This window comes from Sphingomonas sp., from assembly GCF_003248515.1.
Classification (GTDB): Bacteria; Pseudomonadota; Alphaproteobacteria; order Sphingomonadales; family Sphingomonadaceae; genus Sphingomonas_I.
In genome coordinates this window covers 208,401-228,497 of record NZ_QFOB01000005.1, presented here as the reverse complement: position 1 = coordinate 228,497, position 20,097 = coordinate 208,401, and the positions used below count along the sequence as shown (strand labels likewise).

The following is a 20,097-nucleotide window of genomic DNA, read 5'->3' as shown; positions in this document are numbered from 1 at the left end:
CGCCCTCGCGCGCTCTATCCTGGTTCACCGGTCCGGCAGACCAGGAGTGCATGATGCCCGTTACTGCCGCCAATCTCGGTTTCCCGCGTATCGGCCCGCGCCGCGAATTGAAGACCGCCACCGAAGCCTATTGGGCGGGGAAGATCGACCAGACCGAGTTGCTCGAAGCCGCCGCCGGCCTGCGCGCGGCGATCTGGGCTCGCCAGAAGGCGGCCGGGATCGAGGTGATCCCCAGCAACGATTTCTCTCTTTACGATCAGGTGCTGGATACCAGCGTCATGCTGGGCGCGATCCCGGACATCTACCGGGCGATCGGGGCGCCGGATTCGCTGGACCTCTATTTCGCGATGGCCCGTGGCCGTCAGACCAGAGCCGGTCACGACGAGGCGGCGAGCAGTGGCTGCATCCACGATCATGGCACGGGCGGCGACGTGGCCGCGCAGGAAATGACCAAGTGGTTCGACACCAACTATCACTACATGGTGCCGGAAGTGTCGCCGGGGCAGGCCTTCGCGCTCTCGACCACCAAGCCGATCGATCATTTTCTGGAAGCCAAGGCACTCGGCTACCACACCCGCCCGGTGATCCTGGGGCCGGTGACGTGGCTGCTGCTGGCCAAATCCAAGATCGGGGGTTTCGATCCCCTGTCGCTGCTGCCGGGCCTGCTGCCGGTCTATGCGGAACTGCTGGCGAAGCTCGCCGCCGCCGGCGCCGACTGGGTGCAGATCGACGAGCCCGCGCTGGTGCTGGATCTGACCGACGCGGCGCGCAGCGCCTGTCGCAGCGCTTATACCGAACTGGCGAAGGTGCCGGGCATCAAGCTGATGCTCGCCACCTATTTCGGTGCGCTGGGCGACAATCTGGAAACCGCCCTCTCGCTGCCGGTCGCCGGGCTGCATGTCGATCTGGTTCGGGCGCCCGAACAGCTGGGGCCGGTCCTCATCGGCGCGCGCGCCGATCTCGTCCTGTCCCTGGGGGTGATCGACGGGCGCAACATCTGGAAGGCCGATCTCGCCGCCATCCTCGACAGGGTGGAGGCTATCGCGGGCGGACGTGACATCCAGATCGCGCCATCCTGCTCGCTGCTGCACACGCCCGTCGATCTCGAACTGGAAAAGACGCTCGATCCCCAAATCAGGGGCTGGCTGGCCTTCGCGGCGCAGAAGCTGGCCGAACTCTCGACGATCGTGCGCGCGCTCAACCATGGGCGTGACAGCGTCTCCGAAGCGCTCGCGGAGAATGCGGTCGCAATCGCCGGCCGCCGGGATTCGCCGCTGACGAACAATCCCCGGGTCCGCGCGCGTGTCGCGGAGATCACCGCCAACTGGACCCGCCGGGTCACGCCATTTGCCGAGCGCATCCAGCTCCAGCAGGCGCATCTCAACCTGCCGCCCCTGCCGACGACGACCATCGGCTCGTTCCCTCAGACGACCGAGGTGCGCAAAGCGCGCGCGGCCCACGACAAGGGCGATCTTGCCACGCCGGACTATGAGCTGTTTCTGCGCGAAGAGACGAAGCGCACCATCGAATGGCAGGAGGAAATCGGTCTCGACGTGCTCGTCCACGGCGAATTCGAACGCAACGACATGGTGCAATATTTCGGGGAGCAACTCACAGGCTTCGCCTTCAGCCGCGCCGGATGGGTGCAGAGCTATGGCTCGCGCTGCGTCCGCCCGCCGATCATCTATGGCGACGTCTCCCGGCCGAAAGCGATGACGGTGGCGTGGTGGGACTATGCCCAGTCGATCACGACCCTACCGGTGAAGGGCATGCTCACCGGTCCGGTCACGATCCTGAACTGGTCATTCGTGCGCGACGATCAGCCGCGCTCGGAAACCTGCCGGCAGATCGCGCTCGCGATCCGCGACGAGGTGATCGATCTCGAGCGCGCCGGCTGCCAGATCATCCAGATCGACGAGGCCGCGCTGCGGGAGGGCCTGCCGCTCCACAAGGCCGATCAGAGGCAATATCTCGACTGGTCGGTCGAGGCATTCCGCATCTCCGCCTCGGGCGTGCGGCCGCAGACCCAGATCCACACGCACATGTGCTATTCCGAGTTTAACGAGATCATCGATTCCATCGGCGCGATGGACGCGGACGTGATCTCGATCGAAACCTCGCGTTCCAAGATGGAACTGCTCGACGCCTTTGTCGACTATGAATATCCGAACGAGATCGGGCCGGGCGTCTACGACATCCACTCGCCCCGCATCCCATCGACGCAGGAGATGGAGGAGCTGTTGCTGAAGGCAGCCGAACGCCTGTCCGTGCAGCAGCTATGGGTCAATCCGGATTGCGGCCTCAAGACCCGCGCGTGGGAGGATGTGAGGCCAGCGCTGGTCAATATGGTGGCGGCGGCGAAGGCCGCGCGAGCAGCGCTGATTCCGCGCGGCTGACGGCAAGGTGCCGGGGGCGGCGTGCACCGCGCCCCGGCGCCGTTCTTACGGCGCGATCGGGAGCAGGCCTGAAATCCGGCCGGCCCGGACGATCGGGGCGGCCCGGATTTCCCGGTTCAGGCGATGAGTTTCGCGATCTGCGCGCCGGCGGCGAGGATGGCGAGCCACAGGGCGCTGGCGCTGGCGGCGATGAAGGCCACGGAACGGCGGTGCGACCAGCGCTCGACATGCGGCTCGGGCACGGCGCTGCGCTCGTCCAGCAACTGCTGAAGAAGGCGCGCGGGCGACTGGACGGCCATCGCGCCATCGCGCGCGGCGGCGACAGGAGCCATGTCCTGCGGGTCCGACCATTCCGTCTTCAGATTACGCTGCGCCATTACTCTACCCTCCATACGGCAGGGGCCATTTGGCGCATGGATCCTTTCTATCGCGTAAAGTGGGCCGGTTACCGATGGTTTAACTACGATCCGTCGGGAACCGCGCGCGCCATCGCCCGCCTGCGGCAGGACAGTCAGAATCAGGCAGAGGCCTGGAAAAAACGCCGGAAAGAGGGCAGCAGGTGGCAGGCTCCCGCGCTCAGCCTTCGCGCAGGATCGCCTCGGTCTTCTTGATCGCCGGCGGCGTGCCCACATCGAACCACAGCCCCTGATGAACGACGCCATAGAGCCGGCCGGAGGCGATCGCACGATCGAACAGCACGTTCATCGAAAAGGAGCCCTCTGGCGCATTTTCGAACAGCCGCCGGGAAACGAGCTGGACGCCCGTGAACACGAAGGGCGCCACCCGGCCCGGCTTGCGCCGGGAAAGGCGGCCGGACGCATCCATGTGGAAATCGCCCTGCCCGCCATGGCAATTGGCGCGCGCCAGCGGCACCACCAGCAGCAGGCAATCCATCTCCGCATCGTCCCAGCGGTCACCGAGCAGGCGGATCGCATCGATCGGCCCATCGAGCCACAGATTGTCGCTGTTGACGACCACGAAGCGATCATCCTCCAGCAGGGGCAGCGCCTTGGCGATGCCGCCGCCCGTCTCCAGCAATTCGCCGCGCTCGTCGGAAAAGACGATGTCGATCCCCTTCGCGCGGCTCAGATGCCCCTCCAGCGCGTCGGCGAGATAATGGAGGTTCACCACGGCACGCTCCACGCCCGCCGCGCGCAGCCGATCCAGCGCGTGATCGATCAGCGGCTTGCCCGCCACCTCCACCATCGGCTTGGGCCGCATCGCCGTCAGCGGCCGCATCCTCTTGCCGAGCCCGGCCGCGAGCAGCATCGCCGTCCGCACCGGCGGCGCCTTGGGCTGCGGGCGCAGCGCGAGGGGTATCCTGCGGCTCACGGCCGATATCCTTCCCAATGGCGACCGCGCTTGTCCTCAGGCACGGCCCTGTCGAACCAGGCCTTCACCGGCGCGAGCGCCGGGTGCGCGAGATCGCGCTCCAGATAGGCCCATACGCGCGGCTGATAGGCGAGGTAGCGGGGCTTGCCGTCGCGCTTCCACAGCCGCGTGAAGATGCCGAGAATCTTGGCGTTCCGCTGCGCGCCCAGCAGCGCATAGGCTGCCGGATCCACCGGGCCATATGCCGCGAGCATCGCCGTTTCCAGTTCCGGCGAAACGTCGCGCCGGGCATCCTGCAGCAGCGATACCAGATCATAGGCCGGATGACCCGCCAGCGCGTCCTGGAAATCCAGCAGGCCGAGGCTGCCGTCACGCAGCAGCATGATATTCTCGGCATGATAATCGCGCAGCACGGTCACGCTGCGATCGTCCGCGATCGGCGCCAGCGCCTCCGCCCAAGCCTCGGCATAGCCGGGCACGGGATCGAGGCCGACGGCCGGCATATACCATTCGGGAAACAGCCCCGTCTCACGCTCGTAAACGGCCATGTCGTAGGGCGGCAGCGGGCCGGCGGGATGACGATGCAGATCGCGCAGCAGATCGATCGCGGCGGCATAGATCGGCATCTCGCTCGCCGGATCGGCGGCGATCACCTCCGCCATCCGGTCGTCACCGAAATCCTCGAGCAGGATCAGCCCCAGTTCCAGATCGCGCGCGATCACCCCGGGCGCCGCGAAGCCCAGCGCGTGCAGATGATCCGCCACGAGCAGGAAGGGCCGGCTATCCTCATGCTGCGGCGGCGCATCCATCAACACCGCCGTCTGCCCTTCCCGCACCGCGCGGAAATAGCGGCGGAAGGAGGCATCCCCGGCAAGTGGCAGGATCTGCGCACCTCCCCAGCCATGCGCGGCGAGGAAGGCGGGCGCAGCCGCCGGCGGAGTCATCGTGAGGGGGCTGGCGGCCATCGCCGCTCCCAAGACGGACCCGCCGTCCAAGTCAAGCGACGCCCTTCATCCGCCGCATCCTCTATCGACAGGACGAGAGCATCGGGCCACCGGCCGGGACCGAGCCGCTCCGCCCATTCGATCACGAGCGCCGTATCGGCCAGCGCATCGTCGAGCCCCAGTTCCTCCGCTTCCTCCGCATCCTCGATCCGGTAGAGATCGACATGCCATACGGGCAGGCGCAGCCCCTCGTCATAGGCGATCACGATCGGGAAGCTGGGGCTCGGCGCATCCTCCTCCAGCCCCAGCGCGGCGAGCAGGCCGCGCGCCAGCGTGGTCTTGCCCGCGCCCAGCGGCCCATCCAGCGTCACCACATCGCCCGTGCGCAGCCGTTCGGCGATCGCGGCGCCGATCCTGCCCGTTTCCTCCGCGCCGGGCAGGAGCATCACGCCGCTGCGCGTCACGCCACGGCCGCCTGCCGGTCCAGCGGCAGCGAGACATAGACGTTCGTGCCGCGCCCCAGTTCGCTCTCGATCCGGATCGTGCCGCCATGCGCCTCCACCAGCTGGCGCGAAAGCGGCAGCCCCACGCCGCCACCGCGCCGCCCCGTGAGTTCGCCGTCGCTCGTATCGCGGCTCAGCCGATCGAAGATCCGCTCCACCTTGTGTTCGGCGATTCCGCGCCCGTTATCGGATACGACGATCTCGGCCGATTTCCCCACCACCCGGCTGCGCACCAGAATGCGCCCGCCCGCCGACGTATAGGCGATCGCGTTGCGCAGCAGATGATCCAGCACCTGCCGCAGCCGCCGCCTGTCGCCCAGCAATGTCTCGTCGCCGGACGCGACATCGATCGCCACCGTCAGGCCGGCTGCGTTGGCGGGTTCGGCGATGAAGCGGGCGGCATCGCGCACCAATTCGCCCACATTCACCACTTCCATGTCCAGCGGCAGCGCGCCCGCCTCGCTCTGCGAAAGATCCAGAGCATCGCCCATCAGCGCGCTCAGCCGGGTGACGGCGGAAAGGATCGCGTCGACATATTCGCGCGCCGGCGGGGGCAATTCGCCAGCATAGCCCGCCGCCAGCATCTCCGCGAAACCGGCGATCGAGGTGAGCGGCACGCGCAACTCATAGCTCATGCTGGAAACGAAGGCGTTCTTCAGGCTGTTCGCCTGCTCCAGCGCATCGTTGCGCTCGCGCAGCGCCTCCTCGATCCCGCGGCTGGCGGTGATGTCGAGCAGCGTGAAGAGCGCATTGCCGTCCGGCAGCGGAACGGCGGCGAACTCGAAATGACGGCCATCGTTCAGCGCGATCCGGCCCGATCGCTGCTGCCGGTCGATCGTTGCGGTGCGGACCAGCTCGCGCACCATGCCCGCGCGCGATGGTTCCTGCAGCCGGGGTGCGAGCGCAGCCACCAGCGTATCGACACGCGGATGCTGGACGAGCGCGCCCTCCTCCATCCCCCAGATGTCGCGGAAGCGGTTGTTCCACAGATGCAGACGGCCATCCGCCGCGAACACGCCGATCGCCTCGAACAGATTTTCGAAGGTCGCCGCGCGCACACGCAGCAGCGTATCGCGCGCGCTGGCGAGTTGCAGATGCTCGGTGCGATCCTCGAAGATCAGCAGCAGGCCGCCATCCGGCAGCGGCTGCCCCACCACGCGCAGATGCGTGCCGCCGGGCAGCTGCCACGTCTCTTCCACCGGCTCCGGCGCATGGAACCAGGCACGCCGCTCGCTCCGCCAGGTCGGGAAATCGCGCATTTCGGGCGCGCGCTGCGCCTCGCGCATCCGCTCCAGCACGCGATCGAATTCCGGCCCGTCCGCCAGCCATTCCGGATCCAGATCGAACAGGCGCATGAAATAGCGATTGTAGAAGACGAGGCCCTGATCGGGGCCGAACTGCGCCACGCCCGCCGAAAGACGATCCAGCATGTCGCGCTGGGCGCGCGCGAAGCGGACGAGATCGGCGCGCGCATCCTCCAGTTCCTGCACGTCCATCGCGAAGCCCGCGACGCCGATGGAGCCCACCGGCACGTCCACCACGCGCATCATTCGCCGCTCGCCGCTGATGATGGCGGGTGCGGTGCGGGTCGAGATGGCACCCCCCGTCAGCGCCGTCCGCGCGACCGACTGCGCCGTGCCCTCATTGCCCGTCTCGATCAGTTCCAGCCCGCGCCGGACAACCTCGCCCGCGCTCTCCGCCTCCACCGCGCGGACGAAGGCGCTGTTGACGAGAGCCAGCCGCAGATCCGGCCCGCGATACCACATCGGGAAAGGCGCGGCCTCGATCAGCGTGGAAAGCCCGTCCAGCGCCGAGCTGAGCCGCCGCGTCTCGGCGGAAAGGCGATCGATCTGCTCGCTGCTGGAGCTGACATCGGTGAGCCACACCAGCACCGCCCGATCGGACACATCCGGCGCCGAATAAGGCCCGCCCGAAAAGCGGATCACGCGCTCCGTGCCGGGCAGGCGCACATATTCGGCGAAACGCTTGCCCGTATCCAGCGAGGCGATGAGCACCGCCTCCAGCTGATCGACGCGCTCGCGCTCGAAGCCGCCATCCAGCAGATCGCGAAAGGCATGCGGCGGCGCCTCCAGCCCCAGCCAGGCGGCCACGCGCGGCGAAGCCTCGATCCGGCCATCGGCGTGGATCAGCATCGGCACGGCCGGTGCCGCTTCCAGCAGGCCGGCCACGGCGCGGGCATCCGCCTCGACGCGCCGCGCGCGCAGCGCCCTTGTCAGGCCCAGATAGGTGGCCACTACCGCGAGGCAGAGCCACAAGGCCCCCGCCAAAGAAATCAGCGCGGCCGTGGAAGGCAGCGTCGTCACGCTCGCCGCCCTCCCCATCGCGCTGTTTCGTAATCGTCCATCGGACGCTCTTATTCAGCGATGCGGCGCAACTCACAAGCGCCGCACGCCGTTTCCCGATCAGTAACGATAATGATCGGGCTTGAACGGGCCTTCCGTGGTCACGCCGATATAGGCGGCCTGCTTCGGCGTCAGCTTGGTGAGCTTCACGCCCAGCTTCTCGAGATGAAGCGCAGCGACCTTCTCGTCGAGATGCTTCGGCAGCACGAACACCTCGTTCGCATATTCGCCGGGCTTCGTGAAAAGCTCGATCTGCGCCAGCACCTGATTGGTGAAGCTGGAGGACATGACGAAAGACGGGTGGCCGGTGGCGCAGCCCAGATTCACCAGGCGGCCCTTGGCGAGCACGATGATCTGGTTGCCGTCCGGGAACTTCACGATGTCCGTGCCCGGCTTCACTTCGGTCCACTCATAGTTGCTGAGGGCCGAGATCTGGATCTCGCTGTCGAAGTGGCCGATGTTGCAGACGATCGAGTTGGGCTTCATCGCCTTCATGTGATCGGCGGTGATGACGTCGGCATTGCCGGTGGCGGTGCAGAAGATATCGGCACGGGTGACGGCCTCTTCCATCGTGACGACCTCGAAGCCCTCCATCGCCGCCTGCAACGCGCAGATCGGATCGACTTCGGTCACCATCACGCGCGCGCCGCCATTGCGGAGCGACTGGGCCGAGCCCTTGCCCACGTCACCGAAGCCCGCGACGCAGGCGACCTTGCCGGCCAGCATCACGTCGGTGGCGCGGCGGATCGCGTCGACCAGCGATTCCTTGCAGCCATAGAGATTGTCGAACTTCGACTTGGTCACGCTGTCATTCACGTTGATCGCGGGGAAGGGCAGCTCGCCCTTCTTCGCGATCTCGTACAGGCGATGCACGCCCGTGGTCGTCTCTTCGGAAACGCCGCGCAGATTCTTCACGGTCTCGGTCAGATAGCCGGGCTTGCGCGCGATGAATTCCTTGAGCGCGCGCTGGAATTCCACTTCCTCGGCATTTTCGGGCTCGCCAAAAGTCTGGCCGGCCTCGAGCTTGGCGCCCCACAGCGCGAACATCGTGGCGTCGCCGCCATCGTCGAGGATCATGTTGGCGGTCTGGTCGCCCCAGTCGAAGATCGAGCCGACATAGTCCCAATATTCGGCGAGCGTCTCGCCCTTCACGGCGAAGACCGGGATGTTGCGCGCGGCGATCGCGGCGGCGGCATGATCCTGCGTCGAATAGATGTTGCAGGTCGCCCAGCGGACCTCGGCGCCAAGCGCCACGAGCGTCTCGATCAGCACGGCCGTCTGGATCGTCATGTGCAGCGATCCGGTGATGCGCGCGCCCTTCAGCGGCTGCGATGCGCCGAATTCCTCGCGCAGCGCCATCAGGCCCGGCATTTCCGTCTCGGCGATCGCGATCTCCTTGCGGCCGAAATCGGCGAGCGAGATATCGTGGACGAGATAATCGTTGAACGGGATTGCGGTGGCGGTGGCCACGATGATTCTCCTCGGCTTGGCGAGCCCGACGCGCGATCCGAGGGTCGGATCGCCTGCGGCGGCCCTAGCCGCCCCACGCGATCGAATCAAATATAAAGATGTCTTTATATGTTCATCGATCGCGCTTGTTCCCGACGCGAAAAGCGGGAAACCTGAGATCCGACAGGGGGATTCGCATGATGTTCGCAGGTTGGGGATCGATGATGCTGGCGGCCGCCGCCGTTCAGGGCGCGGCACTGCCGCCAGCTGTCCCGGCGGCCCCGGCCGTCTCCAGCCCCGCCCCGCCCCAGACGGACGAACAGCGCATCCAGAATGCCATCACGCTCGGCGGCGTGCTTTACGCCTTCGATCGCGCCGCGTGGGTCAGCACCGATGCGCTGCTGGAAAAGCTGCCGAAGGATCAGTTGACCGGTCTTGGCGGCTATGTGGTCGAGACGGCCAATCCGGCCTTCCGCGTCACATATTATCGGGGCTCCGGAGAGCAGGCGCTCGCCTTCTTCGTGGCGGAGGTGCGCGAGGGAAAGGTGGTGCGCGCCGATCTGCTGGCCGCGCCCGTTCCGCTCACGCCCGCGCAGGCGGCGCTGGCACGCGCCCGTGACATCGCCGCGAGGGCCGCCATCTCGGCGGGCTATGCGCCCTGCACCGCCGCCCCCTTCAACACGGTTGTTTTGCCGCCGCGCGGCGACGGCCCGATCGGCGTCTATCTGCTCTCCGCGCAGACGGACGCGCGCCATTGGCCGATGGGGGGCCATTATCGGCTGGTGATCTCGCCGGATGGCAAGGTGCTCGGCCAGCGGGCCTATAGCCGCGCCTGCCTGAACCTCGATCTGCCGGGGGCACTTCCCAACGGGGCGAAGCCGGTCGGGCTGTTCGTAACGCATGCGCTGGATCCGGTGCCGACCGAAATCCATGTGTTCGCGTCCTACAATCTGCGCATGCCGCTCTTCGTATCCACCAGCCCGGACAAGCTGTGGCGGGTCGCCGGCCGATCGATCACGCCGGAGACGATCAAGCGCTGATGTGACCCGTTCCGCCGTTCGGGGGACGACGGGAACCGGGAATCGCGTTGCGGGTGACGGCTCGCGAAATTTGGCCGATTATGGCTCTATTCGGCCGGCCCGCGCGCGGAAACGAGCACCACCGGCGAGGTCGGGGCCGGCGTCGCCTGCACCGCCGCGATCGTCACGCCCGTTTCCAGGGCGCATACGCCTTCGGGCAGCATCGTCGCGATGCCCTGGCGCTGGGCGAGCAGGATCAGCCCTTCTTCCGATCCCTCCATCATCGCCGCCTCGCGCGCGATCGAGGCGATGCCGGAGCATATGTCCTTGCCGCCCTGCCGCGCGCCATAGCCATTGGCGAGGCTCGTCGCGAAGCCGTCATAGTGACGCTGCCCCTCGACCGGGCCGTGAGCCCTGATGAAATGCGCCTTCAGCCGATCATTCATCCGCTGGATCGTCGGCTTGTTGGCATTGAGGAAGGTATTGTAATCGGCGGTGATGTCGACGCGCATCACCTGGCAGCGCAAGGTCGCCACCATCAGCATCGACTGGAAATCGCGAATCGTGCCCGCCGCCACTTCCTGCCGGTTCCAGCAGGCCGCTTCGGCCGGTGCCGCCGCCAGCGCCATTCCGGCCAGAACCGCGCCAAAAATCCTACGCATCTTACCCCCGTCCGCGCCGGCGCCGATGATCGGCGCGCCCCCGCAACACGGCTGGTTAGAGCATCGGAGTGGTTAGAAAATTCCCAACGAATTTAACGGTCTATCGCAAAAATGATGCGATACCGAAACGAAGCACTCAGGCGTGGCCCGCGATCGAGGCGAGCAGCCGCACATCGATGCCGGCAGCGGCGAAGGCGCGTGGCCAGCGCTCGGCATGCGGCACCGCGAAGATCAGATCGGGATCGGCCACCGTTTCGAACCAGCCATGCCGGGTGAGTTCGCCATCAAGCTGGCCGTCGCCCCATCCGGCATAGCCCAGCGCGACAACCCAGCGCGCCGGCCCCTCGCCCGCCGCGATCGCGCGCAGCACGTCCAGCGTACTCGTCAGCCCGAAGCCTTCGTTGACCGTCACCGTATCCTCGCCGGACCAGTCGTTCGAATGGAGGACGAAGCCGCGCTGCGGATCCACCGGCCCGCCCACATGGATCGGCGCGTCGGGCGCTTGGCCGGGATCGATATCCAGCTGTGCCATCAACTGGTGCAGGCGCAGCCGCGGCACGATCTGGCCGAGGCCGATGCCCAGCGCGCCTTCGGGATTGTGGACGCACAGCGCGATCACCGCGTGGGAGAAACGGGGATCGCCGATGCCCGGCATCGCCAGCAGAAGCTGCCCCGCCAGCGAACGATGTCCGGATTCCGCACCAACCATAGCCCCGTCACTATAGAGAAGGCATGGATCGGGTCCACCCGTGGCCTTCCGCCGCGCCGGAGCGCCTGTTAGGAGGTTCCATCCCATCCCCATGAGAGGACCCGTATGACCATCTCCGTCGGCGACACGCTTCCCCCCGTCACCTTCATGACGATGACGGCGGACGGCCCCCAGCCGATCGAGAGCGCCGCCTATTTCGCCGGCCGCAAGATCGCGCTCTTCTCGCTGCCCGGCGCCTTCACGCCGACCTGTTCGGCCAAGCACCTGCCCGGCTTCATCGAAAAGGCGGACGAACTGAAAGCCAAGGGCGTGGACGAGATCGCCTGCACCGCCGTCAACGACGTGTTCGTGATGGGCGCATGGAGCAAGGATCAGGGCGCGGAAGGCAAGGTCACGCTGCTGGCGGACGGCAGCGGCGCCTTCGTCGAGGCGATCGACCTGACGCTGGATCTCACCAAGGGTGGCCTCGGCAAGCGCGGCCAGCGTTTCTCGATGCTCGTGGATGACGGCAAGGTCATCACGCTGAACATCGAGGCACCGGGCGACTTCAAGGTCAGCTCTGCCGACCATCTGCTCGGCCAGCTCTGAGAGGGGCGGCGGACCATGCCCACCAATCGCAGCCTGAAGATCGTGGACGAGCTGGAGGCGCTGTATCGCGCCTCCGTCGCGCGGCTGCGCGAGGCGCTGGGCCGCTATATCGAGACGGGCGAGCGCCCGGATCCCGCCGCGCGCGCGGCGGGCGCCTTCGCCTATCCCCAGATCAAGCTTCATTATGACGGGGAGCATAATCCCGGCCCGCTCGGCCGCGCTTATGGACGGCTGAACACGGCCGGCGATTATGCGATCAGCGTCACCCAGCCGGGCATGTTCCGCGAATATCTGGCGACCCAGCTGGACATGCTGATCGACGATTTCGGCGTGTGGGTGGATATCGGCACGAGCGCGGACGAAATCCCCTACCCCTATGTGCTCGATTCCAGCCTCGATCTGGCGGATGTGCGCGCGGTGGAGCTGGCGCGCATCTTTCCCTCCACCGAGCTGGAGCGGATCGGCGACGAGCTGGCAGACGGCACCTGGACGCATGGCGAGGACACGCCCCGCCCGCTCGCTCTCTTCGATGCGGCGCGCGTGGATTTCAGCCTCGCGCGCCTGCGCCACTATACGGGCACCCCGCCGGCCCACATCCAGAAATACATCCTCTTCACCAACTATAACCGCTACGTGGACGAATTCGTCGCCTGGGGCGCGAAGCAGCTCAAGGAAGGCGGCCGCTACACGATGCTGAGCGGCGCCGGCGGGCTGGAGATCCGCGCGGGCGATCCCGATCCCGAGGCGGCGATCACCGACACCGCCTGGAAGAAGCACCAGATGCCCGCCTATCACCTCGTGGCGGAGGATGGCTCGGGCATCACGCTCGTCAATATCGGCGTGGGACCTTCCAACGCCAAGACGATCACGGATCACCTCGCCGTGATGCGGCCCGAGGCTTGGCTGATGATCGGCCATTGTGGCGGCCTGCGCCCCAGCCAGCGCATCGGCGACTATGTCCTCGCCCATGCCTATCTGCGCGACGATCATGTGCTGGACGATGTGCTGCCGCCGGAGATCCCGGTGCCGGCCATCGCCGAGATCCAGCAGGCGCTGAGCAAGGGTGCGGAGCAGATTTCGGGCCAGACGCGCGAGGAGCTGAAGGCGCGGATGCGCACCGGCACGGTCGTCACCACCGACGATCGCAACTGGGAACTGCGCTACACCTCCTCGGCCCTGCGCTTCAGCCAGAGCCGTGCCGTCGCGATCGACATGGAGAGCGCCACGCTCGCCGCGCAGGGTTTCCGCTTCCGCGTGCCTTACGGCACCCTGCTGTGCGTATCGGACAAGCCGATCCATGGCGAGATCAAGCTCCCCGGCCAGGCCAACCGCTTTTACGAGCGCGCCATCGCCGAACATCTCCAGATCGGTATCGCCGCGATCGACGAACTGCGCCTTGCCGGCGAACAGCTCCACAGCCGCAAGCTCCGCGCCTTCAACGAGCCCCCGTTCCGCTAGGGCGGGCGGCAAGACAGAGCTGATTCCCTCGCGTCGTTCCGGATCACGTCCGGGATGACACGGGATGGATAACGGCTTTCGATCCGGTTGCGGACGCGCCTTCCGCCTCCCTGAAAGGCAGGGAGCCAAGGCGGCGATCCATCGACGACTGCGCTGAACGACCCGGGCGACCTCAGCAGGTCGGGCGAGAGCGTCCCGCCCGGCCGCTCGGCTTATTCCCCGCCAGTCTCGGCCAGCAGCACCCGGTTCCGGCCGTCGCTCTTGGCGCGGTAGAGCGCGCGATCGGCGCGCTCCAGCGCCTCGCGCAGCGAGCCGTCCGTCGCCAGGGTCGTCACGCCGAAGCTCGCCGTGATGGTCGGCGGCCCGTTGGGATCGATGCTCGGCACGTTAAGCAGGCTGCGCACCCGCTCCATCCGCTGCCGGAGCGCTGGCCCGTCTATGCCGATGGCGAGGATCGCGAATTCCTCACCGCCCAGCCGCGCCAGCATATCCCCTGGCCCCACCACGCCGCGCAGCGTCTCCGCGAAACGCGCCAGCGTCGCATCGCCCATGGCATGGCCGTGATTGTCGTTGATGCCCTTGAAGCCGTCTATGTCCGCGATCGCCACCGCCGCCGCCCGGCCACCCGTCGCGTGGAAACGCTGGAGCAGATGGCGCGCGCCCTCCTCGAATCCGCGCCGATTCCACACGCCGGTCAGCGCATCCGTGCGCGCCAGTCGCTCCAGCCCCTGCGCCCGATCCTCGTTGAGGCAGGCCATGATCGTCACGCCGCACAGCACGATCAGCGGCACCAGCGTGAGCGAGGTGATCTCCATCATCGCCGTCATCGGCAGGCGGAGCACGGCGAAGGCCAGCATCAGGCAGAGGGCCGCGAAGGCCACGTTGATGAGCGCGCCCAGCCAGGCCGAGGCGGAGGCCCGCCGACTGCGCGGGCCGATCGCGATCCCCGCGATCATGGCGCCGCTGGCGATCACCACCATCGCCATCGCCGAACGGAGCACGGGATCCTCGATCGCCAGATCCTGCAGCACGCTCACGCCGATCGTGGTGCCCACCCAGATGGCGAACAGAACGATCGCGCGATCGGGCTTCTGCGCGCGCTGCCGCAGCCCGCGCGCGCCGAGCAGGCTGGCCGCGAACCAGCAGAGCAGCAGCGCCGATCCCGGAAAGACAAAGCGCGCCGCCAGCGCGCTTTCGAGCCCCGTCACCAGCCATCCGCCGCCGGTTACCAGAAAGGCCCACAGCCAGCTGGAGGCGTGATCGGCCCGGCCCATGCGCCGCCACTGCTCGTACAATGCCGCCGTGAACAGCGCGCACACGAGCAGAGGCACGAGAATGACGGCACTGGCTGGCATCACCCGAACGAACGTCCTCGCCTAACGACGCGCCGAACGCGCGGCGCCGGAACGTGCAATGCCAGCGATGAACAAATATTCGTTTAAGCGCCTCAACACCACTTCCCCTCAGCGCGCAGCCTCCGCTCTGCGCACCCGGATCAGGTGTTTACGATTCGTTTGCCACCTTCGCCAGAAGAAAGGAGGTTAACGCCTGACCAAGCTCCGGTTTGAGCACCGCGGTCATGTGATTTCCCGGAATTTCCTCGAATCTTCCGGCCGGGAGCGCCCCGGCCAGCGCCTCGCCCGAGCCATTGTCCTGATCGTCCACGCCGTTGAGCACGAGGATCGGCAGGTCCACCTCCGCCAGCTCCTCGCGCGTGGTATCCACGAAGCTGTCGAGCAGCGGGATCATCGCCTTGGGGTCGCCACCGGTCGTCTTGAGGAAGGCTTCGGAAAACCATTCGGGCGTGCCGCGCGGATTGCTTCCGAAATTCTCGAGAACCTTGCGGAAGAATTCGCCGCGACCGGACGTGTGCAGGATGCCGCCCAGCCCCATGCCCGACAACACCGCGCGCCCGGGCCGGAGCCCGCGCACCAGCATCCGCAGGGTGGTTCGGCCGCCGAGCGAATAGCCGACGATATCGAAATCGAAATCGGTGAGGCCCAGATGCGCGATCAGCGCCTCGCCATCATCGGCCAGCACATCCGGCGGATAGGCGGCGGGATCGTGCGGAGCGCCGCTCCGGCCATGTCCGCGCAGATCGGGCAGGATCACGCGATGGCCGGCCTCGGCCACGCGCGCGGCGTGGCCATAGCGCACCCAGTTGGTCCAGGCGTTCGAAAACAGGCCGTGGATCATCACCACAGGCCGCGCGGCGGGATCGCCCATCTCGTAATAAGCGAGGCGGGTGCCATCCCTGGCATCGAAGAAGAGAGGATCGAGTTCAGTCGGGGAGCTTGCCAACGGCCTTCATCCATCGATCGACGATGCCCGGATTTTCATCCGATCGCATCGCCGGGAGGTGGGAAACGTCCTGCCAGGGCGGCAGGATGATCTCGCTCGCATAATTGCGCACGGGGCGAAAGCGCGAAGGATCGTCGAAGGATCCCAGCGTGAGATCGATATTCCCCGCCCCCTCCACGAAACGGAAGCCGAGCGGCGTTCCGCAAACGGAGCAGAAGGGGCGTTCGGCGATCGGGGAGGATCGATACCAGTCCGGCTCGCGCTCCCACCGCACATCGCCCAGCGGCAGGTTCACGAAGGCGATCGATGCGCCGCCCGTCGCGTGCCGGCACATCGCGCAATGGCACAGATAGGCCTCGTCGCTGGCAACCTCCGCTACGTAGCGGATGCGACCGCACTGGCAGCCGCCGCTCATGCTCGTCATGGAGCGGAATGTAGGCCGCTCGCTCCGGACATCAAACCCCCGCCGGTCATGGCCGGCGTGCCCGCGCGGCGATCTTGGGGTCCGTCGATCGATGGATGCGCAAACGGATCCGGAATGTCGGGCGCGCTTACGCCTCCAGCTGGCGGATCAGCAGGCGCACGTCCGCGTCCAGCTCGGCATCCGCCGCGCGCAGTTCCTCGATCCGCTTCACGGCGTGAATCACGGTCGTATGGTCGCGCCCGCCGAAGCGGCGGCCGATTTCCGGCAGCGAGCGCTGCGTGAGCTGCTTGGCGAGATACATGGCGATCTGGCGCGGGCGGGCCACTTCGCGGGCGCGCCGGGCCGATCCCATTTCAGACTGGCGGATGCGATAATGATCGCACACGCGGCGCTGTATCTCGTCGATCGTCACGCGGCGCTGGCTGGCGCGCAACTGATCGGCCAGCGCCTGTTGCGTGAATTCCAGATCGATTGGCCGCTTGGAAAGATGGGCGAAGGCCAGCACGCGAGTCAGCGCGCCTTCCAGTTCGCGCACCGAGGCCGAGAGGCGCTTGGCGAGGAACATCACCACCTCGTTCGGCACGGAAACGGTCGGCTGCGTCTCCAGCTTCTTGAGGATGATATTGTAGCGCAGCTCGAAATCGGCCGAATTGATGTCGGCCACCAGGCCCCAGGCGAGGCGGGACAGGATGCGGCTCTCGATGCCCTCCAGATCCTGGGGGCTGCGATCGGCGCTGATGACGAGCCGGCGACCGGCCGAGATCAGCTCGTTCATCGTGTGGAAGAATTCCTCCTGTGTGGAATCCTTGCCGGCGATGAACTGCACGTCATCGATCAGCAGCAGATCGGCCGCGCGCAGCCGCGCCTTGAAGCTGTGCGTATCCTTGGCGCGCATCGCCGCCACGAATTCGTACATGAACTTTTCGGAGGTCATGTAGATCACCTTCGCGCCCGGATGGCGCAGGCGATATTCATGGCCCATGGCGTGCATCAGATGCGTCTTGCCGAGGCCGACGCCGCCATGGAGGAACAGCGGATTGAAGCCCAGCTTGCCGCCTTCGGCCAGCGTCTTGGCCGCATTGTAGGCCAGTTCGTTGGCCTTGCCGACGACGAAGCTGTCGAAGGTGAAGCGCTCTTCCAGCTGGCTGCCGCGATCCACCTCGATCGTCACGACCGGCTGGGCTTCCGTTTCGGTGACGGGGCTTTCGAAGCCGAAGGTCGATCGCGCGGGCGCGTCTGCGCTCGCCTCGACGAGAATCTCGCCACAGCCCGGCAGCGCCACGCGCCACGCGGCGGCCAGTTGCTCGGCAAAATGATTCTGCACCCAATCCGCCAGAAAGGCGGAAGGCGCGACGAGGCGCACGGCGCCCGATTCGGAATCCACGCCCGCCAGTTCCAGCGACTTCAGCCAGCCGTCGAACGAGCGCTGGCCGCAGCTCTTGCGGAGCGTCTCGCGCACGGCCGCCCACGCGGAAGCCGGGGTGACCGGCGCCGTCGTCACGTCGTGAAACTGCCTGGCAGACATGGCATCGCGCACGCGCAAAACTCTCCCGTTCGCTCCGACACCCATCGTCGTGCGTTGGTTGGCAACAATGCATCTCGCCCCCACGCAGCGGCCCCCGCGCGCGTCGGCATTCGCAATCCTGTGAGCGCCGGATCGGAGAATCACCGGACCGGCAAAGCCAACCTAGGGATGTCGGGACCGGGCAATCAAGCGGTCAAATCGTCATGCGATTGAAATATACATGCTTGACAGGGTGTGCCGCCAAACATTGCCTCGATTTTTCTCAAGTGATTGAGAAAATTACGAATCTCATGTTACCGTTTCGAGAATCATTTGTTTTCCGAGGGATGCGGAAAGAAGCGCAGAAACAGCAAAAAGCCCGCCGGTCGGGCGACCGGCGGGCCTCGAATTTCGACCGGGCGGTGGCCCGGAGGGATCAGCCGAGAGCGGCGACCGCTTTCGTCAGACGCGCGAACTTGCGCGAGACGGTATTCTTGTGGAGCACGCCCTTGGACACGCCACGCGCCATTTCCGGCTGGGCGGCGGCCAGAGCGGCCGCGGCCGCAGCCTTGTCACCCGCGCCGATGGCCGACTCGACCTTCTTCACGAAGGTACGGATGCGGCTGACGCGCGCGCCGTTGATTTCCGCGCGGCGATCGTTGCGGCGGATGCGCTTCTTGGCTTGCGGCGTGTTCGCCATTTCAGTCTGAACCCTTGCTCAAATGTGAGGTGCGGCGCTGGGCAGGCCCGCACCGTGAGACGCGCCCACTACAGAAAGGGGGGTGGCACGTCAACCGTCGCGGCGGCCCCAGCCCCCGCTGAAGGCCCGTCGACCGGCACGGCAGGCGCCCTTCACCTCTGGCACTTCTGGCACCAGAAGGTGGATCGGCCGCCATCTACCTGCCGCACGATCAGGGAGCCGCACTCGCACGCCTCGCCCTCGCGTCCATAGACCCGGAACTGCTTGGAAAAATAGCCGAGCTGTCCATCCGGCCGGGCATAATCGCGCAGCGACGATCCTCCCGCTTCGATCGCCGCTTCCAGCACGTCCCGGATCGCCACCACCAGCCGCTTCAGCCGGGCCGCCGGCACCGATCCGCCTGCCGCGCGCGGGTTGATCCCCGCCATGTTCAGGGCCTCGCACACATAGATGTTGCCCAGCCCCGCCACGATCCGCTGATCCAGGAGGAGCAGCTTGATCGGCGCGATCCGCCCCGCGAGCCGCGTCGCCAGGAAGCTCGCCGTCAGCGTCTCGCCCAGAGGCTCCGGCCCCAATGCCGCGAAGGCGGGAAAATCGGCCACTGCCTCCGTCCGCACCAGATCGAGCGATCCGAAGCGCCGCGGATCGCACAGCGAAAGGCGCCTGCCCTCGTCGGTTTCCAGCAGCAGGTGATCGTGCTTGCCCAGATCCTCCGGGTCCACCCGCCAGCGGCCGGACATGCCGAGATGGAAGATCAGCGTATCGCCACGATCCGTCTCGATCAGCCCATATTTGGCGCGCCGGCCGAGCGCCGTCACGGTCGCGCCGGTCAGTCGCTGGCGCAGATCCGGGGGAATCGCGCGGCGCAGGTCGGCACGGCGAGGCTCCACCTTCGCCAGCCTGCGCCCCTCCAGTACGGGCGCCAGGCCGCGCACGGTGGTCTCTACCTCGGGAAGTTCCGGCATGGGCGAGCGCTAGCCCATTCCCGCGCGCCTCGCTATGGCCCCCGGTCATGAGCGAAACCGTATCGTTCGGCTATGCCGAGGTCAGCCCCGAGGAAAAGACGCAGAAGGTGGGCGAGGTGTTCGCCCGCGTCGCGCGTCGCTACGATATCATGAACGATGCGATGTCGGGCGGCATGCACCGGCTGTGGAAGGATCGCTTCGTCGCCCGCGTGAAGCCGCAGCCGCACGAGACGATCCTCGACATGGCGGGCGGCACGGGCGACATCGCCTTCCGCATGGCGCGCAAGGGCGCGGCCATCACCGTTTCCGACATCAATCCCGCCATGCTGGACGTGGGCCGCCAGCGCGCCGCCAAGAAAGGCATCGAGGGGCTCACCTTCATCGAGCAGAATGCCGAGACCCTGACCTTCGCGGACAAGGCGTTCGATGCCTATACGATCGCCTTCGGCATCCGGAACGTGACGGACATTCCGGCGGCCCTGCGCGAGGCGCATCGCGTGCTGAAGCGCGGCGGCCGTTTCTTCTGCCTCGAATTCTCGACGACGCTCTGGCCGGGCTTTGCGGACATATACGATGTCTATTCGCACAGGATCGTGCCCAAGCTGGGCAAGATGATCGCGGACGACGAGGAGAGCTATCGCTACCTGATCGAATCGATCCGTCGCTTTCCGGACATGGGTCGTTTCAAGGCGATGATCGGCGAGGCCGGTTTCATCCAGACGAAGGCCGAACCGATCCTGGGCGGCCTCGTCGCGATCCATTCGGGCTGGAAGATCTGAT

19 protein-coding genes are annotated in these 20,097 nt (G+C 66.7%); 5 read left to right on the top strand and 14 right to left on the bottom strand.

Going from position 1 to position 20,097, the window contains the following annotated elements:
• The first annotated feature begins 53 nt into the window (after positions 1-53).
• Positions 54-2,396, top strand: a complete 2,343-nt coding sequence (gene metE / locus DI605_RS10720) for a 5-methyltetrahydropteroyltriglutamate--homocysteine S-methyltransferase (protein WP_293973167.1) — start codon at positions 54-56, stop codon at positions 2,394-2,396.
• A gap of 116 nt (positions 2,397-2,512) precedes the next feature.
• Here metE and DI605_RS10715 read toward each other — a convergent pair whose 3' ends face one another.
• The 6 genes from DI605_RS10715 to ahcY form a co-directional block, all read right to left on the bottom strand.
• A complete protein-coding gene (locus DI605_RS10715) occupies positions 2,513-2,773 on the bottom strand; it encodes a hypothetical protein (RefSeq protein ID WP_293973164.1) in 261 nt (86 codons plus the stop codon).
• A 199-nt stretch (positions 2,774-2,972) separates the two neighbouring features.
• Positions 2,973-3,728 (bottom strand): nucleotidyltransferase family protein, encoded by a 756-nt coding sequence (locus DI605_RS10710; protein ID WP_293973161.1) that lies wholly within the window; start codon positions 3,726-3,728, stop codon positions 2,973-2,975.
• Positions 3,725-4,672, bottom strand: a complete 948-nt coding sequence (locus DI605_RS10705) for a phosphotransferase (protein WP_293973409.1) — start codon at positions 4,670-4,672, stop codon at positions 3,725-3,727. The genes DI605_RS10710 and DI605_RS10705 overlap by 4 nt, the downstream gene beginning before the upstream one ends.
• The gene (gene tsaE, locus DI605_RS10700) at positions 4,669-5,118 is read right to left on the bottom strand and encodes a tRNA (adenosine(37)-N6)-threonylcarbamoyltransferase complex ATPase subunit type 1 TsaE (protein WP_293973406.1); all 450 of its coding nucleotides are present in this window, start codon (positions 5,116-5,118) and stop codon (positions 4,669-4,671) included. Before tsaE ends, DI605_RS10705 begins: the two co-directional genes overlap by 4 nt.
• Positions 5,119-5,132: 14 nt before the next feature.
• Positions 5,133-7,499 (bottom strand): PAS domain-containing sensor histidine kinase, encoded by a 2,367-nt coding sequence (locus tag DI605_RS10695; RefSeq protein ID WP_293973158.1) that lies wholly within the window; start codon positions 7,497-7,499, stop codon positions 5,133-5,135.
• A gap of 99 nt (positions 7,500-7,598) precedes the next feature.
• On the bottom strand, positions 7,599-9,008 hold the full coding sequence (gene ahcY / locus DI605_RS10690; protein ID WP_293973155.1) for an adenosylhomocysteinase: 1,410 nt from the start codon (positions 9,006-9,008) through the stop codon (positions 7,599-7,601).
• Positions 9,009-9,184: 176 nt separating this feature from the next.
• Here ahcY and DI605_RS10685 point away from each other — a divergent pair, with 176 nt between their 5' ends.
• Positions 9,185-10,027 carry a hypothetical protein gene (locus DI605_RS10685; protein WP_293973152.1) on the top strand — a complete coding sequence of 281 codons (843 nt, stop codon included), beginning with the start codon at positions 9,185-9,187 and terminating at the stop codon, positions 10,025-10,027.
• 86 nt (positions 10,028-10,113) lie between these two features.
• Here the strand turns inward: DI605_RS10685 and DI605_RS10680 are convergent, their stop codons facing one another.
• Positions 10,114-10,668: a hypothetical protein gene (locus DI605_RS10680; protein WP_293973149.1), complete on the bottom strand. Its 555-nt coding sequence runs from the start codon at positions 10,666-10,668 to the stop codon at positions 10,114-10,116.
• Positions 10,669-10,804: 136 nt separating this feature from the next.
• On the bottom strand, positions 10,805-11,377 hold the full coding sequence (locus DI605_RS10675; RefSeq protein ID WP_293973146.1) for a YqgE/AlgH family protein: 573 nt from the start codon (positions 11,375-11,377) through the stop codon (positions 10,805-10,807).
• Between the two features lie 105 nt (positions 11,378-11,482).
• Here DI605_RS10675 and DI605_RS10670 point away from each other — a divergent pair, with 105 nt between their 5' ends.
• The gene (locus tag DI605_RS10670) at positions 11,483-11,965 is read left to right on the top strand and encodes a peroxiredoxin (protein ID WP_293973143.1); all 483 of its coding nucleotides are present in this window, start codon (positions 11,483-11,485) and stop codon (positions 11,963-11,965) included.
• A 15-nt stretch (positions 11,966-11,980) separates the two neighbouring features.
• On the top strand, positions 11,981-13,423 hold the full coding sequence (locus DI605_RS10665; protein ID WP_293973140.1) for an AMP nucleosidase: 1,443 nt from the start codon (positions 11,981-11,983) through the stop codon (positions 13,421-13,423).
• A 212-nt stretch (positions 13,424-13,635) separates the two neighbouring features.
• On the opposite strand, the gene DI605_RS10660 is transcribed toward DI605_RS10665, so the two are convergent.
• The 6 genes from DI605_RS10660 to mutM form a co-directional block, all read right to left on the bottom strand.
• Positions 13,636-14,778, bottom strand: a complete 1,143-nt coding sequence (locus DI605_RS10660; protein WP_293973137.1) for a diguanylate cyclase — start codon at positions 14,776-14,778, stop codon at positions 13,636-13,638.
• A gap of 148 nt (positions 14,779-14,926) precedes the next feature.
• Entirely contained in the window at positions 14,927-15,724 is a 798-nt protein-coding gene (locus DI605_RS10655; protein WP_293973134.1) for an alpha/beta fold hydrolase, read from the bottom strand.
• The gene (locus DI605_RS10650; protein ID WP_293973131.1) at positions 15,705-16,148 is read right to left on the bottom strand and encodes a GFA family protein; all 444 of its coding nucleotides are present in this window, start codon (positions 16,146-16,148) and stop codon (positions 15,705-15,707) included. Before DI605_RS10650 ends, DI605_RS10655 begins: the two co-directional genes overlap by 20 nt.
• Positions 16,149-16,275: 127 nt before the next feature.
• On the bottom strand, positions 16,276-17,673 hold the full coding sequence (dnaA, locus tag DI605_RS10645; RefSeq protein ID WP_293973404.1) for a chromosomal replication initiator protein DnaA: 1,398 nt from the start codon (positions 17,671-17,673) through the stop codon (positions 16,276-16,278).
• Between the two features lie 415 nt (positions 17,674-18,088).
• Positions 18,089-18,352 (bottom strand): 30S ribosomal protein S20, encoded by a 264-nt coding sequence (rpsT, locus tag DI605_RS10640; RefSeq protein ID WP_293973129.1) that lies wholly within the window; start codon positions 18,350-18,352, stop codon positions 18,089-18,091.
• A gap of 152 nt (positions 18,353-18,504) precedes the next feature.
• On the bottom strand, positions 18,505-19,317 hold the full coding sequence (gene mutM, locus DI605_RS10635) for a bifunctional DNA-formamidopyrimidine glycosylase/DNA-(apurinic or apyrimidinic site) lyase (protein WP_293973126.1): 813 nt from the start codon (positions 19,315-19,317) through the stop codon (positions 18,505-18,507).
• Positions 19,318-19,364: 47 nt separating this feature from the next.
• Between mutM and DI605_RS10630 the strand changes: the two genes are divergently transcribed.
• Positions 19,365-20,096, top strand: a complete 732-nt coding sequence (locus DI605_RS10630; RefSeq protein ID WP_293973123.1) for a class I SAM-dependent methyltransferase — start codon at positions 19,365-19,367, stop codon at positions 20,094-20,096.
• Position 20,097 lies beyond the last annotated feature (1 nt).

Bases quoted from the DNA above. Each gene is read 5' to 3' on its own strand.
- DI605_RS10715 (WP_293973164.1), bottom strand. From the start codon at position 2,773: ATGGCGCAGCGTAATCTGAAGACGGAATGGTCGGACCCGCAGGACATG.
- DI605_RS10680 (WP_293973149.1), bottom strand. From the start codon at position 10,668: ATGCGTAGGATTTTTGGCGCGGTTCTGGCCGGAATGGCGCTGGCGGCG.
- DI605_RS10630 (WP_293973123.1), top strand. From the start codon at position 19,365: ATGAGCGAAACCGTATCGTTCGGCTATGCCGAGGTCAGCCCCGAGGAA.
- tsaE (WP_293973406.1), bottom strand. From the start codon at position 5,118: ATGCTCCTGCCCGGCGCGGAGGAAACGGGCAGGATCGGCGCCGCGATC.
- DI605_RS10665 (WP_293973140.1), top strand. From the start codon at position 11,981: ATGCCCACCAATCGCAGCCTGAAGATCGTGGACGAGCTGGAGGCGCTG.
- dnaA (WP_293973404.1), bottom strand. From the start codon at position 17,673: ATGTCTGCCAGGCAGTTTCACGACGTGACGACGGCGCCGGTCACCCCG.
- DI605_RS10650 (WP_293973131.1), bottom strand. From the start codon at position 16,148: ATGACGAGCATGAGCGGCGGCTGCCAGTGCGGTCGCATCCGCTACGTA.
- DI605_RS10685 (WP_293973152.1), top strand. From the start codon at position 9,185: ATGATGTTCGCAGGTTGGGGATCGATGATGCTGGCGGCCGCCGCCGTT.
- DI605_RS10675 (WP_293973146.1), bottom strand. From the start codon at position 11,377: ATGGTTGGTGCGGAATCCGGACATCGTTCGCTGGCGGGGCAGCTTCTG.
- mutM (WP_293973126.1), bottom strand. From the start codon at position 19,317: ATGCCGGAACTTCCCGAGGTAGAGACCACCGTGCGCGGCCTGGCGCCC.
- DI605_RS10670 (WP_293973143.1), top strand. From the start codon at position 11,483: ATGACCATCTCCGTCGGCGACACGCTTCCCCCCGTCACCTTCATGACG.
- DI605_RS10705 (WP_293973409.1), bottom strand. From the start codon at position 4,672: ATGACTCCGCCGGCGGCTGCGCCCGCCTTCCTCGCCGCGCATGGCTGG.
- metE (WP_293973167.1), top strand. From the start codon at position 54: ATGCCCGTTACTGCCGCCAATCTCGGTTTCCCGCGTATCGGCCCGCGC.
- DI605_RS10660 (WP_293973137.1), bottom strand. From the start codon at position 14,778: ATGCCAGCCAGTGCCGTCATTCTCGTGCCTCTGCTCGTGTGCGCGCTG.
- rpsT (WP_293973129.1), bottom strand. From the start codon at position 18,352: ATGGCGAACACGCCGCAAGCCAAGAAGCGCATCCGCCGCAACGATCGC.